The 13,213-nt window shown below is 61.6% G+C and carries 11 protein-coding genes; 8 read left to right on the top strand and 3 right to left on the bottom strand.

What is annotated here, in order from left to right; translation table 11 throughout:
- Window positions 1-101 precede the first annotated feature (101 nt).
- Entirely contained in the window at window positions 102-1,448 is a 1,347-nt protein-coding gene (locus AC1RR3_RS11785; protein ID WP_492822566.1) for a caspase family protein, read from the top strand.
- 79 nt (window positions 1,449-1,527) lie between these two features.
- Window positions 1,528-2,352, top strand: a complete 825-nt coding sequence (locus tag AC1RR3_RS11780) for an SDR family NAD(P)-dependent oxidoreductase (protein WP_492822564.1) — start codon at window positions 1,528-1,530, stop codon at window positions 2,350-2,352.
- 68 nt (window positions 2,353-2,420) lie between these two features.
- Here AC1RR3_RS11780 and AC1RR3_RS11775 read toward each other — a convergent pair whose 3' ends face one another.
- Window positions 2,421-3,503: a DUF2778 domain-containing protein gene (locus tag AC1RR3_RS11775; protein WP_492822562.1), complete on the bottom strand. Its 1,083-nt coding sequence runs from the start codon at window positions 3,501-3,503 to the stop codon at window positions 2,421-2,423.
- A gap of 681 nt (window positions 3,504-4,184) precedes the next feature.
- Here AC1RR3_RS11775 and AC1RR3_RS11770 point away from each other — a divergent pair.
- Together AC1RR3_RS11770 and AC1RR3_RS11765 are read left to right on the top strand one after the other, a co-directional pair.
- Entirely contained in the window at window positions 4,185-4,709 is a 525-nt protein-coding gene (locus AC1RR3_RS11770; protein WP_492822560.1) for a FecR domain-containing protein, read from the top strand.
- A gap of 63 nt (window positions 4,710-4,772) precedes the next feature.
- The gene (locus tag AC1RR3_RS11765; RefSeq protein WP_492822558.1) at window positions 4,773-6,659 is read left to right on the top strand and encodes a CHASE2 domain-containing protein; all 1,887 of its coding nucleotides are present in this window, start codon (window positions 4,773-4,775) and stop codon (window positions 6,657-6,659) included.
- A 5-nt stretch (window positions 6,660-6,664) separates the two neighbouring features.
- On the opposite strand, the gene AC1RR3_RS11760 is transcribed toward AC1RR3_RS11765, so the two are convergent.
- The gene (locus tag AC1RR3_RS11760) at window positions 6,665-8,680 is read right to left on the bottom strand and encodes a tetratricopeptide repeat protein (protein ID WP_492822557.1); all 2,016 of its coding nucleotides are present in this window, start codon (window positions 8,678-8,680) and stop codon (window positions 6,665-6,667) included.
- Window positions 8,681-8,837: 157 nt separating this feature from the next.
- On the opposite strand from AC1RR3_RS11760, the gene AC1RR3_RS11755 reads away from it, so the two are divergent.
- The 4 genes from AC1RR3_RS11755 to AC1RR3_RS11740 all read left to right on the top strand — a co-directional run bounded on the left by AC1RR3_RS11755 (window position 8,838) and on the right by AC1RR3_RS11740 (window position 12,246).
- The gene (locus AC1RR3_RS11755) at window positions 8,838-9,653 is read left to right on the top strand and encodes a class I SAM-dependent methyltransferase (protein WP_492822555.1); all 816 of its coding nucleotides are present in this window, start codon (window positions 8,838-8,840) and stop codon (window positions 9,651-9,653) included.
- Window positions 9,654-9,774: 121 nt separating this feature from the next.
- On the top strand, window positions 9,775-10,752 hold the full coding sequence (locus tag AC1RR3_RS11750) for an ATP-grasp domain-containing protein (protein ID WP_492822553.1): 978 nt from the start codon (window positions 9,775-9,777) through the stop codon (window positions 10,750-10,752).
- Window positions 10,730-11,410: a metallophosphoesterase family protein gene (locus tag AC1RR3_RS11745; protein ID WP_492822551.1), complete on the top strand. Its 681-nt coding sequence runs from the start codon at window positions 10,730-10,732 to the stop codon at window positions 11,408-11,410. Before AC1RR3_RS11750 ends, AC1RR3_RS11745 begins: the two co-directional genes overlap by 23 nt.
- A 101-nt stretch (window positions 11,411-11,511) precedes the next feature.
- The gene (locus tag AC1RR3_RS11740) at window positions 11,512-12,246 is read left to right on the top strand and encodes an SDR family NAD(P)-dependent oxidoreductase (RefSeq protein WP_492822549.1); all 735 of its coding nucleotides are present in this window, start codon (window positions 11,512-11,514) and stop codon (window positions 12,244-12,246) included.
- Between the two features lie 185 nt (window positions 12,247-12,431).
- Here the strand turns inward: AC1RR3_RS11740 and AC1RR3_RS11735 are convergent, their stop codons facing one another.
- Window positions 12,432-13,145 (bottom strand): WbqC family protein, encoded by a 714-nt coding sequence (locus tag AC1RR3_RS11735; RefSeq protein ID WP_492822548.1) that lies wholly within the window; start codon window positions 13,143-13,145, stop codon window positions 12,432-12,434.
- Window positions 13,146-13,213 lie beyond the last annotated feature (68 nt).

Genomic DNA, 13,213 nt, shown 5'->3' with positions numbered 1-13,213 from the left:
CACGGCCACCCGGCCCGGCGGTTCCACAGCGAGGCCATTGATGCCGGCGCGGCATGCGCTAATCTGGGGGATATTTTTCGATATTTCCCTGGAAGGCATTCATGCGTGTTCCTTCTGGAATTTTGCGTCAGATTTCCCTGGCTCTTTTCGCCCTCTCGCTGAGCTTTGCCCCCGCTTCAGCGGACACCCGCGTCGCACTGGTGATCGGCAACGGCGCCTATGCCTCTACGGCGCAGCTTCCCAACCCCTCGCACGATGCCGAGGACGTCGCGGCCTCGCTCAAGCGCAGCGGTTTCGAGGTGCTGCAAGGCATCGACCTGCGCCAGGCCGACATGCAGGACCTGACCATCCGCTTCGCGCGCGCCGCAAGCAGAGCCGATGTCGCCCTGTTCTACTACAGCGGCCATGCGATGCAGTATAACGGCGTCAACTATCTGATGCCGGTCGACGCCGTGCTCACCGATGAAGCCGACCTCAAGCGCTTCGTGCGGGTCGACGATATCGTGAACGACCTCCAGCAGGCCAAGAACCTGCGCATCCTCGTGCTGGATTCCTGCCGCGACAATCCCCTCGCCGAAACCCTCAAGCGTTCCGCGACGCGCGCCGCCTCGATCGGGCGCGGCCTGTCGAAGGTCGAGGCACCGCGCGGCACGATCGTGTCGTTCTCGACGCAATCTGGACAGGTCGCCGCCGACGGCGCCGGGCGCAACAGCCCCTACACGACCGCGTTCCTGAAGCACATCGAGGAGCCGCAGGAGATCGGCGACGTCTTTCGCGACATCAGCAGCGACGTCTATGACGCCAGCGGCAAGAGCCAGCTCCCGGAGCTGTCGCTCTCGATCATCGGCAAGTTCTATCTGAACGGACCTGTCACGGTCACGGTCGCGCCATCAGCTCCGCAAGCTGCGCCGCGCGCGGACCCCTGCGCGGCCGCAGAGGCGCATTGGAAGGCTGCGGACGGCATCGGCACGCTGGGTGCCTACGAAGACCACCTCGCCAGATTTCCGAACTGCATCTTCGCAACCCTCGCCAAGGCACGAATTGAAGGCCTGAAGCAGAAGGTGGCGGTGGCACCAAGTGGTAACGCCAGAACCACCGGCAGCAAGGATTTTGACGGCAACTGGGACGTGACGCTGAACTGCGCGGCGACCGGCAAGGCGCAGGGCTTCACGAGGCCACTGGCAGCCACCGTGACGAACGGCGTATTCCACGCCGAGGCGCAGAGCCAGAGCGGCGTCAACCGGCTGGAGATCGATGGCCAGATCCCGGCAGACGGCAAGACGACGCTGAGTGCGCGTGGCACAACAGGAGCGAGCACCTACACGCTCAACAATCTGCCGCCGGGCTCTCCCTATGCCTTCACGGTCGACGCGCAGTTCGATCGGACCCGCGGCAGCGGCAAGCGCAACGAGGCGCGCGCCTGCAATCTGGTTTTCGTCAAGCGCTGATCGTGCGATATCACGCCGGAGCGGCGGCGATCGGCCTCGATCCCGTGGCGCGCTGACATCTCACGACAGGAACAAGATCATGACCTCACATGACACGACGAAGATTCTGGCAGGCAAGGTGGCGCTGGTGACTGGCGCGGGGCGCGGGCTCGGCCGCGCCTTTGCAGAAAAACTCGCCGCGCTCGGCGCCGATGTCGCCATCCACGGCATGCGCGAGAACGGGCCGGCGGAATATGGCGAAGGCACTACCCTGACCGCGGTCGCCGCTGAGATCGGCCAGCAATTCGGCATCCGCAGCCAGCGCGTGCTCGGCGATCTCACCAAGGGCGAGGACATCGCGCGCGTGATTGCGGAGACGGAAGGCTCGCTCGGCCCGATCGACATTCTCGTGCACAATGCCGGCGGTGATATCGCAGCCGCCGGCGGCAAGCCCGACCCGAACGACGCCGTGAACATCAAGGAAGCCGATGTGCGCGCGGTGCTGGAGCGCAACCTGCTCTCGACCATCCTGACCTGCCAGGCGGTCGCGCGCGGCATGATGGAGCGGCGGTATGGCCGCATCGTCACGCTCGGCTCGGTCGCCGCATTCAAGGGACGCACCAACGGCGCGATCTATGCGGTGTCGAAGGCCGGCGTGACCCATTACACGCGATGCCTGGCCGACCAGCTCCGCCCCTACGACATCGCCGTCAATTGCATCGCGCCCGGCGATACCCGCACCGGCCGCTTCCTCGGCACGCGCGCGGTGGATCCTGACAGGATGGTCGAGACCGGCACGCTCGACCGCATTGCGACCGTCGACGAGGTCGCGCGCGTCGTCGAATTCTTTGCCGGCCCCATGGGCGTCTTCGTCTCCGGCCAGGTGCTCAGGATCGACGGCGGCGGACAGTGCTGGCCGGGTTGAAACCAGGCGCAAAAAGAAAAAGGGCCGCTGCGAGCGGCCCTTTTTGCATCATCGAGAATGAGTCCGAATCAATCCACCCGCGACAGCACCGCGAGCTTGCGGATGCCCTTGTTGCGGTAGGCGTCGAGGAACGCGTAATAGTCCTTGAACGACACACAGCCGTTGGAGTCGCCGTTCGGTCCGAGCATGAAGGTGTGCGCGAGCAGGCCGTCGCGGCCGTAGATCGCGCTCTCGCCGCCGATCGGGGTCAGCCGCAGCGCCGGCACGCCGTGGAACAGCGCCTCGCGTGGCTTCAGCGTGTAGATGTGCGGCGGCGTCACGCCGCGCATGCGGACGCGCGAGGAACGCGGATCATCGAGATTGGAGCCGAGACCGGAATGGGCCTCGAGCCTGGTGCCATCAGGCAGGTAAACCGTCTTGGCGGTGATGTCGTAGACTGCGGTGTCGCGCTCATAGGGAGCGGAACCGCCGAGCATGGGGTTCTGCTCCTTCGGCGCGATGCTCGCGGTGATGCTGGCGTCGGCCGAGGCATAGGCGAGCAGTCCGCCGGACGGCTCGCGCTTGCCCCAGAGTTTTTCCACCATCGACGGGCGCGGCCCGGTGATCGACATCACCGCGGCCTTGGCGCGATCGGCGAAGGATTTTGGCTTTGCCTCGGGCGCGGGCACGATCTCGGCCGGATCGGCCGACGCGAGCTGAACCGGCGCATCGGAACGCTTGGCCTTTGCCGCATCCGCGCTCTTGTCAGTGGCCTTGGCGGGCGTCGCCGGCTTCAATGCTTCCGCGACCTTCGCGATGATGGTCGGCTTCGCAGCCTCGGCCGTCTTCGTCGCAGGAGCGGCGGGCACGGCGCCGGCCGCACTGGGCTCCACCCCTTGCGTCGCTGCCGCGGCAAAGCGCTCGTTGAACATCTCGCGCGAGATCGGGGCTGCGACCTGCAAGCGGTCGGGCAGCAGCGCAAAGGCTTCCTTGATGGCGTCGCCCGCCTCGCGCAGCGCGACCTTGGGCGCGCGCTTGACCACGGGCTCGTCGTAACCGGCGCTGCCGACGGACGGGAAGACGCTGGCGGCGAAGATGTTGTTGTAGACGGTCCAGCCGGCAAGCACGACACAGCCGATCACGGCCGCGCCAAGCACGTTTTGGGTGGTCATTTTCCGGGAAGGCTTCCGATGTGAATTCTTGCCAGGATTTTTGGACTTACGTGCCGCGTTACTCTGCGCAGCGATACTCGTACTCATTCGCCTTGCGTCCAGGACGGTGTCACTCAGTCCCCCTTCGAAGTGCCGCTGGTCACGTTCCGGGAACAGCATCTCGCAGAGGGTCGGAGCGTCATTAAGGCGACTTTTAGTTAAATGCGGATTAAGTTCGGGCAGATGTAGGGCAACGCGTTAACGCTGTCTCATTCTGAGAAAAAAGCCCGCAGAACTACGGACTTAGACGCGCCTGTTAACTATAATTCTCGACCGGATCGGCGCGATTGGCAGACCCTTGCGGCCGCTTCTCTAAGGCCATCCAACCAAGTCATTTTCGTGGTCTTCAATGCCCGCAAGATAGCGGGGAAGCGTTGTGCGAGGCTGGTGCGCGTGCGCCCCCTCCCCGCCAGCCGGAGCGCGGGTGTCAGCAGAATGGCGGTAGAGCTGATCCCACATCACACAGCTCACGGAGCGCTCACGCGGCACGGCACCCTGACTGAAAGTTGATCACGCCGGGCTGGAAAAGACCGCACCAAGGAAATAGCTCCGGTTACGGCACTTTTCAGCAGCCTCTGCGTGTGATACGGTACCGTATCAACATCGCCTTGAACTGTGCCAAGCACGCAAACGGAGGCTGGCATGAGAGGGATCGCGGGCGCCGGTATTTTCGCTCTGGCGTGGTTGTTTCAATTGATCGGGTCTGCGAATGCACAGCCTGCCGCCAATGCGGGCTGCACGGCATCGCCTTCGGCCGCGGGCACGCAGGTCTGGCGCTGCGACAACGGCATCACGATCGTCGCCGAAAGTGGTGCCAGATTTGAACTTAAGGACGCCAACCGCGACGGACATATAGACTCCGTGGAGTTGAGCAGCAAAGCGCTGCTGGTCGAGGTGCCCAAGAAGCCCGGCGGCAATCCCTTCAAGGTGCTGACGCCGCAGGCGATCGCGGCGGTGCGCGGCACCAAATGGGCCGTCGATGTCGCCGATGCAAAAACCTCGGTCTTCGTCGCCGATGGCCGTGTCGGCGTCACCCGCAGGAGCCGTGGACGCGGCGTCGTGCTGGGTCCCGGCGAAGGCGTCGACGTCGAGGCAACCGGTCCATTGACGGTCAAGACATGGGGCCAGCCGCGCGTCGACGCGCTGATGGCAAGACTGGGTCAATAAGACCTGGTCAACACGGCCTGATCAGTCAGGCCTCCGATGACAAAGAAGAAGATTGCAGTACTAATGACTAGACGCGTTCAGATCCTGGTGGCACTCGTCCTCACCGCGCTATGGGGCGCGGGCATCTATGCTGCCCACGCCAACGGCCAACTGCGCTTTCTCGACCGCCTCGAAGCAACGCTGACCGATTTGCGGACGCAGGTCCGCGGCGTGCAGGCTCCGCCCGATCTCGTCACCATCGTCGCGATCGACGACACCGTCGTCAAACGCGGCGGCAGCTATCCGCTGCCGCGCGCCGATCTTGCCCGTGTCGTCGACACAATCGTGCAGTTCAAGCCGAAGGTCGTTGCGATCGACCTGTTGCTGGTCGACCGCAGCGCTGCGATCGGCGATGCGACGCTGGCCAACACGCTCGCGACCGGTCCCATGGTGCTCGCCGCCGCGGCGATCTTTCCGTCCGCCAGCGAGACCATAGAGCCGGGCAGCCAGGGGCCCCTCGCCAGCCTGCCGCAGGCCGAACGCTTCCTGCTGCCGCTGTCCGCATTCGCCGATCACGCCGAGGTCGGCGTCGTCAACGTCGCGACGGGACAATCGGGCTCGCCGCTCTCGGTACCGATGCTGTTCCGGACGCGCGACAAGGTCGAACTGTCATTCCCCTTGCGCGTTGCAACGCGCGCACTCGACAAGCCGCTGACGATCGCGCCCGATCATCTCACACTCGGCGATCTCGCGGTTCCGACCGATACCGACTTCGCGCTGCCGATCACCTATTACGGCCCGCGCCGCACCATCCGCACCGTCAGCGCGCAGAGCATCTTCGACGGCACGCTCAAGCGTTCGGCGATCGAGAACCGCATCGTCGTGATCGGCGCTTCTGTCGCCGGCGGCGGCGACTTCTACCCGACGCCGTTCGATTCCCTGATGCCGGGCGTCGAGGTGATGTCCACCGCGATCACCCATCTCGTCGCCGGCGACAGCATCGTGCGCGACCGCAGGGTTCACGTCGCCGACGCGCTCGCTGCTATCCTGCTGCCGATGCTGCTGGTCGGCCTGCTCGCCTGGCGGCGCAGCGCGCTCGGCATCGTCGCGGCCGCCGCGGTGATGGTCGCCTGGGCCGGGTTCAATCTGTTCGCCTTCACGCACGGCGTCTGGCTGAACGCCGCGACCACGCTCGCAGCGACGCTGCCGCCGGTCGTGGCTTTTGCCGGCGTGCAGTTATGGGCGGGAGGCCGCCGCACGCAATACTTTGTCGACAAGAGTCGATCGCTTGCGCAATTCCAGGCACCCGCCGTGCAGGAGTGGCTGGCCCGCGATCCCAATTTTCTGGCGACGCCCGTCCGGCAGGATGCCGCCATCGTCTTCATCGATCTCTCCGATTTCACCGCACTGAGCCAACGGATTGATCCGGACGAGCTCCAGGGTATCCTGAAGTCGTTCCACGCACTGATCGACAAGGCGGCGGTCGATTGCGACGGCATGATCACCAGCTTTCTCGGCGACGGTGCCATGATCCTGTTCGGCCTGCCGCGTGCCATGCCGGATGACGCGGCGCGCGCGCTGAAATGTTCGATTGACCTGCATCGCGGCGTCGAGCGCTGGCTCGCGTCACTGCCATCAGCGATCGGCGGCCGGCTCGGTTTCAAGATCGGAGCGCATTTCGGTCCGATCGTCGCCTCCCGTCTCGGCGAGAGCCACCAGCACATCACGGCGAACGGCGACACCGTCAATCTGGCAAGCCGGCTGATGGAGGTCGCTGCGCAGAACGACGCGCGGCTCGCGCTGACCGACACGCTGCTGGAGGCAGCAGACTTTCACGGCGCGCCCGACGGCGTCCTGTCCGGCCCCCTGCTCACGCAGGTCCGCGGCCGCTCAGGCGTCGTGACCGTCTGGTTCTGGCGCGACCACGACAAGCCGAGCCAGACCACCACCAGGGCCGAGATGATCGACTGAGCCCGCTACCGCGCGTCCGTCGGATGCGCCTTGCGCCTCAGCACCCCCACACCGCCCAGCTTGCCGCGCCTCATCAACTCGCGAAAACTGTCATTGAGGAGGATCTCGTCGACTTCTTCCGAGATCAGCTTCGCTTCCGCCTCGGTCATGATGTTGGAAACGAACGAGCCGCTCTGCTTCATGGCGTTGAGCACATCCTTGACCAACGGCGCCCCGTTGGACGGGATCTCCGGCGGCTGCCAATCCAGATCCTCGATGACGAACAGGCCGCCCGGCTTCAGGGAGGGGAACAGCACGCCGAGCGTCAGATGCTGGTGCACCGAGGCGTGAGAGCCGTCGTCGATGATGATGTCCAGCGACTGTTCAGTGGCACCGAGCTCCGCCAGCATGCCCCGGTCGCCCTGATCGACGCGATGGATCCTGACCCGTGGATGCGAGAACCAGCTGAAATCCTCGATGTCGGCGCCGATGACTTCGGCATTCGGAAAGTAGTCCAGCCACATTTGCAGCGACGGCACATGATCCTGAGCCCCTCCGTCGACCCCGGCCCGGCGCAGGCCGATTTCCAGGATGCGGATGGGTTCGAGGGCCTTCGATCGGAAGAGTTCGTGATAGACGCGCGTATAGTGATGGGCGGGCTGGCCTTTGCAGACTGCGCCCTTGTCCGAATCGTACTTCGCCGCGAGCTGCGTCAACCAGTTCGGTTCGAGAACCAGCTTCTTGAGATAACCCGCCACGCTTCCGTCGGGGACGGTATCGAAGTGCAGCCCTCTCTCGGCCCATATCCTGCCCCAGAGATGGATGCCCGTGACACGCGGATCGCTCAAGATCTCGAAGCCGTCCCGGCTTTCGGAGGCCAGCAAGTCGACTTCACACCAGTCGATCGCGTTGAAGGCCGTCGGCGGCAGGATCGAGGACCGGAGCATCTCGTCGTCCGACAAAAGCAGATATTCACTCAATAGCAGCGGCCCCACCGCGCCGAATTCGACGCGCTTTTCGCTGATCAGACGCTGCAGCGACAGGGCATAAAGATTGGCCATGTGAAGCGAGCCCTTGGGGGCGCGCATCACACCACCGACGCAGACGTGCCCGTCCTCGACTCCCGACCATTGCGTGGAGAACACATGCTCGGACGGAAAGTTCAGAGGCTTCACGAGGACGATGTCCGCGTCGAGCCACCACCCGCCGAATTCGTGAAGGACGGCATAGCGGAAGATGTCGCTGAAGTAGCGGATTTCACTGTGCACGACGGCATGCTGGTAGATCGAATGCGGCACCACGCCTCCGGCGTCGGCCACAACGACTCCGGGCGGCACAAGCGCCTGCATGGTAGCCACGTCATCGTAGGTGTACAGCTTGACCGGATGGCCCTGGCGGATCATCGACCGAAGCGCGAGATGCGACATCTCGTTCGGCAGCGCGTCCGACCAGAAGCAATGAATGGGATCGCGGGCCTCATCGAGACTCGCGCGGTTTTGAAGATGCGCGTTGAATTGCTGCGTCAGAGCGTTCCAGACGTTTCGCGGCGCAGAACGGCATTCCGCGAGGAACGGCAGTTTCCGATAAGCCCGGGCGATCAGGAAGCAATGGCTGGCTTGGTTGACATGCCCCGCCCTGCCCAGAGCATTGCCAAAATTCTCCCAGATTGAGGGGTCGACGGGATCAAGCTCGACCGCGCGCTGAAACGCTTCCAGCGCCTGCTCCTGCATCCCCTTGCCTTGCAGGGCTGTGCCGAACGTCGCGAGATAGGTCGCCTTCATTTCGTTCGAGAGAGCACGGCCGGCCCACTGGATGGCGGCATCGTAGTCCCCATTGAGCAGAGACACACCGGCCATCAAATGAAGCAAGCCAGCATGGTTTGCGTCTGCGGCCAACCCTTCCCGACAACGCGCTTCGGCCTGCGCGAACTCGCCTGTCTTTAGGTGCCGCAGGCAGATCTGATAATATTCATCCCGCGTCAGCGGCGACGGCTCTGTCGAGATCTCGTTTGCGATTGCGAGAGTGCCGTCATGATAATTCATCGGAGACCTTCCAGATCATGGGCCAGTAGGCGGCAACCCGCCTCCTGACATTTCAGGAAGGTTGCCATTCCACAACTATTCCCTGGAGCTTGCACGAAGCTGGACTCGGCATTCGGCGCGCCGCGCCGCCGCGTGGCGAATCAGGGGGGCCGCTGATATGGCAGCAAACAGCGACCGGCGCACTTCTGTCCGGTCTTCCGATATGGTGTTCGGTCGAGAGGACGGTCACTTGGTCACGAACAATCAACTGGATGTCCATGTCGCCGCCTATCAAGGCAAGAACATCTACGATTTCGACAACGAGATCTTATTGACCTGGTATCCGAAACGCATTGCTCACGCCGTCAAGGATCCGCGCTCCGTTCTGGATTTGGGACTGGGGCACGGTTTTGCCACCGAGATTTTTTCGGATGGATGTGCGCGCCATGTGGTTCTCGAAGGCTCTCCCGCAGTCATCCAGAACTTCAAGCTGAGATTTCCGGACAACAGAAGCGAGGTCATCGAAACCTACTTCGAGGAGTTCGAGACGGACGAAAGATTTGACCTCATCGTCATGGGGTTCGTCCTCGAGCATGTCGACGATCCCCTTCTGATTCTGAATCGATTCAGGAAGTTCCTCGCGCCCGCAGGCAGACTTTTCGTTGCGGTGCCGAATGCCGAGGTCATGAACCGACGGCTTGGACATCTTGCGGGGATGCTTCCCGACATGGAGGCGCTTTCAGAACACGATCTGGTCCTCGGGCATAAGCGGTATTTCACGGTCGCCTCACTCACTAAGTTGGTGAGCGAAGCCGGCTACAGAATTGAAGGGCTCGAAGGTCTCTACCTCAAGCCCTTCGCGACGAGTCAGATCCTGTCGTTGACGCTCGACACCAAGATCATTCGGGCCATGTGCGAGATGGGAATTGAATATCCAGAATTGTCCTGCGGGATTCTCGTTCAGCTCACGCCGGACGGTTCGGCCCGATCATGAGCGTGTTGATCATCGGGGAAACCCGTTCGCCAGCGCAGGCGCCCATGCCGTTGCTCCGTAAACGAAACGGATTGTCGAGGGCCGGCACCCAGATGGAAGCGGCTCATCGAAGGCAGGCGCCGTGAGAACGATATTGGTTTCCGGCGCCGCCGGAATCGTCGGCTACGGAATCCTGCGCTCCCTGAAAAGGTCGAACGGGCCAATGAAACTCATCGGCACCTCGATATACCCCGACTCGGTAGCACCGGGGTTCTGCGACGTCTTTGAACGAGTGCCCAGGACGGATGCGCCGGACTACCTTGATTGGCTTCTTACGCTGCTCCGCAAGCATCACGTCGATGTGGCGATCCCCGGCATCGATGCCGACATGTACAAGTGGGCGGATCGGCTGGCTGAGATTGAATCGACCCGAACCAGGGTCGTTATCAATTCGCCCGACCTGATATCCAGATGCTCCGACAAATGGGAATTCTATCAACGGCAACTGGAGCTGATGCTGCCTTATGCCATCCCGAGCTACCTGGAGATGGACTTCGATTTTCTCAAGGAGAAATGCGGCCTGCCGTTCTTGCTGAAGCCTCGCCGGGGTTTTGGATCCAAGGGAATCGTGGTGGTCACGACTGCGGAGCAATTTGCCGGGATCGATTCCGCTACAAGAGCGACGCTGATGGCCCAACCCGTCGTCGGACACGATGATGAGGAATTCACGGTGTCCGCATTTTGCGACGGTCTCGGGAGCTATTCGGCCACCATGGCGCTTCGGCGAAAACTCTCGAAGGACGGCTTCACGGAGAAAGCCGAGGTCGTCGACGAGGCCGACTTTTCCGAAGCGGTTCGGGATCTATGCCAGGCGTTTTCTCCCGTTGGGCCGACGAACTTTCAATTTCGCAGGACCGACCACGGCCTGAAACTACTCGAGATCAATCCGCGAATTTCGTCATCCACGTCGATTCGCGCTGCCTTTGGATACAACGAAAGCCTGATGGCGGTTGAAAAGGCCCTCGAAGATCGAATGCCCGTCCAACCCGAAATAAAGCGCGGCAGAGCGGTGCGCTTTACGGAGGATTTCATCTTCTATGAAAATAGCGTTCATTTCTGACATTCATGGGAATTTCGAGGCGCTGAAGGCCGTCCTCGCCGAGCTCGATCGGATGCGCGTCACCGAAATCGTCTGCGTGGGTGACGTGGTCGGCTACTATTCCCAGGTGAACGAATGCTGCGATGAACTGCGAAGGCGCGGAGTCCAAAGTCTTCTCGGCAACCATGACTGGTACCTGGGCTTCGGCGGCTTTTGCACCAGATCCAGGAGTGTAAACGATTGCCTCGCCTATCAGAGGAAGGTGATCACGTCCGAAAATCTGAACTGGCTGAGGACGTTTCGGGTGCACATGCAGGTGGGGGACGTTCAAGCCGTGCATGGTGGATGGTCGGATCCGATCGATGAATACATCAGGGACCCCGACGAAGCCTATTTCGCACGACTGTCCGGCATCAATTTCGTAAGCGGCCATACCCACGTGCAGAGTGTCCATCGCTTCGGCGAAAGGACCTATTGCAATCCGGGCTCGGTCGGGCAGCCGCGCGACGGTGATCCACGGGCTGCCTTCGCAATTTTTGACGGCAGGACTTTCGAGTTGCATCGGATCGAATACAACATGCGAAACGTATTTGCCTTGATGGAAGCTGCAGGCTTCAACGACTACTACTATGGCGGACTGAAAACCGGCGCGAAGAACCTCAGACGGCTCGATGAATGAGATTCGCTTGACCTTGGCTCCGACGTGATCCACCCGCGCAACATCCTCACGCCTGTTTCGATGCGTATTGAAGAACCGGCTTGGAAAGGTAGACCAAAGGCATGAACCTACACATCGTGACGGGCGGGTCTCGCGGCCTCGGTCAGGCGCTGGTCGATTTCCTGACCGAGACAGGCGATGACGTCGCCGAAATTTCCAGATCGGGGACCTCTTGCCCGAAGAGTCGTTCTTTCAACTGCGATCTGGCGACTGCAGTATCCAAGGAACGCGTGATTCAAAGCGTGTTCGAGGCATTTCCGATAGAGCAGTATGATCGCCTTACCCTGATCAACAATGCGGGGATGGTCGATCCGATCAAGCATGTCGCGGATCTGGATGAAGCGTCCATCGCGAGGAATATTGCAATCAACCTGACCGCGCCTATCGCGTTGACGTCCGCATTCCTGAAGCTTTCCGCCGGCTTCAACGGGCCCAGGGTCATTGCCAATGTCTCCACCGGCGCTGCAAGCCGACCAAAGGGAAGCTGGGCGACTTATTCGTCGGCGAAGGCTGGCCTCGAATGCTTCTCGATGGCTCTCGCCAAAGACCTTGCGGACGATAGCCGTGTGAAAACCATCGTCTTCGAGCCGGGCATCGTCGACACGGAGATGCAGGCGCTGATTCGAAATGCCGATCCGGCTGATTTTGATGAAGTCGCAAGCTTCGTCACCTTCAAGAAGGACGGGCAACTTCTTTCAGCGACAATGGTGGCAGCCGCGCTCGGAGCTTTCGTTTCGAGGCAAGATCTCGCTTCTTTCACGAGAGTATCCATCCACGACCTGGTCACGTCACGATAGCAGGGCGACGAAAAGATGCCTTGAGCTCATTCGCCCCTATCCGGCGAAGAACAGCGCGTCGGGCTTGATGAATTGGTCGTGGCCGAGAATCCCGGAAAAACCTGGCATTGCGCGCGGCGTAAGGCACCGAGGGATATCGCATGGGCCGCGTCCACGCTCCCCCCGATAACCGGGAGGGAGCGTCGTCACATTCCCTCGTGACCAACCAAGTCATAGTTTTGGATGATGACGTCATGCAGCTTCGAAACCGGATTGAACATCATCAAGTCCACGATCGAAAGATATGGCACATGGGCCTGACCGAACTGCTCATAGGGGAACGGCCGCGCCCGAAGCGCCTTGAATTCGATTCCGCGGGCACTAAAGGCATCGGAGTCGTAGAGTTCCAGGCCGCCGATCGCATTGATGTACCTTTGCGCGCCCTCCGCCTGGCACAATGCGAGGACCTTGTCCTGAAACTTGAGCGAATGGTCGATCGGAACCTCGGACGAGATCTTGAAGGCGGTCTTCAACCCCAGATGCGCGCAGGTCAGCCGCAGCGAATTGAAGATATAGCGAAATAGATTGGGGTCCGGAAAGCCGACAATCTCTTCCAGGAGCGGAAAGGTTTCATTGAAGAAGGGCGCGGTGCGATAGCCCCCCCGCCATTGATTGAGCAGCTTTGCGCGGTCGAAATCGGCCGCCAACTCCCTGTCGCGAACATCCAGGGCATCCGAATCCTTTCTCAACGGCAGTGAAAACAAAGCGTCTTTTCCGTTGACCAGCATCCGGTTGCGGTTGATCCAGCCCTTTTTCACATATTTGATGTTGTCGTAAACGATGAAGAGATCGACCGCACCAATGAGCTGATAGTAGCCGATGTAGGGAAGAAAGTACGGCTGCATGATCGCGAGTTTCATCGTGTGCGACGCCCTGCTAATGTGAAGAACTTCGTTCGCTAACTTCATCCATGATGGCCGGCTGCGGA

This window comes from Bradyrhizobium sp. GW821-FHT13H05 (assembly GCF_058804065.1).
Note: the sequence above shows the minus strand (reverse complement) of the source record. Positions and strands in the feature narration are given on the sequence as shown.

What these genes read in the sequence shown, in the direction of transcription:
- AC1RR3_RS11740 (WP_492822549.1), top strand. Translation starts at nt 11,512, where the DNA reads ATGAACCTACACATCGTGACGGGCGGGTCTCGCGGCCTCGGTCAGGCG.
- AC1RR3_RS11770 (WP_492822560.1), top strand. Translation starts at nt 4,185, where the DNA reads ATGAGAGGGATCGCGGGCGCCGGTATTTTCGCTCTGGCGTGGTTGTTT.
- AC1RR3_RS11785 (WP_492822566.1), top strand. Translation starts at nt 102, where the DNA reads ATGCGTGTTCCTTCTGGAATTTTGCGTCAGATTTCCCTGGCTCTTTTC.
- AC1RR3_RS11755 (WP_492822555.1), top strand. Translation starts at nt 8,838, where the DNA reads ATGGCAGCAAACAGCGACCGGCGCACTTCTGTCCGGTCTTCCGATATG.
- AC1RR3_RS11735 (WP_492822548.1), bottom strand. Translation starts at nt 13,145, where the DNA reads ATGAAACTCGCGATCATGCAGCCGTACTTTCTTCCCTACATCGGCTAC.
- AC1RR3_RS11745 (WP_492822551.1), top strand. Translation starts at nt 10,730, where the DNA reads ATGAAAATAGCGTTCATTTCTGACATTCATGGGAATTTCGAGGCGCTG.
- AC1RR3_RS11775 (WP_492822562.1), bottom strand. Translation starts at nt 3,503, where the DNA reads ATGACCACCCAAAACGTGCTTGGCGCGGCCGTGATCGGCTGTGTCGTG.
- AC1RR3_RS11760 (WP_492822557.1), bottom strand. Translation starts at nt 8,680, where the DNA reads ATGAATTATCATGACGGCACTCTCGCAATCGCAAACGAGATCTCGACA.
- AC1RR3_RS11780 (WP_492822564.1), top strand. Translation starts at nt 1,528, where the DNA reads ATGACCTCACATGACACGACGAAGATTCTGGCAGGCAAGGTGGCGCTG.
- AC1RR3_RS11765 (WP_492822558.1), top strand. Translation starts at nt 4,773, where the DNA reads ATGACTAGACGCGTTCAGATCCTGGTGGCACTCGTCCTCACCGCGCTA.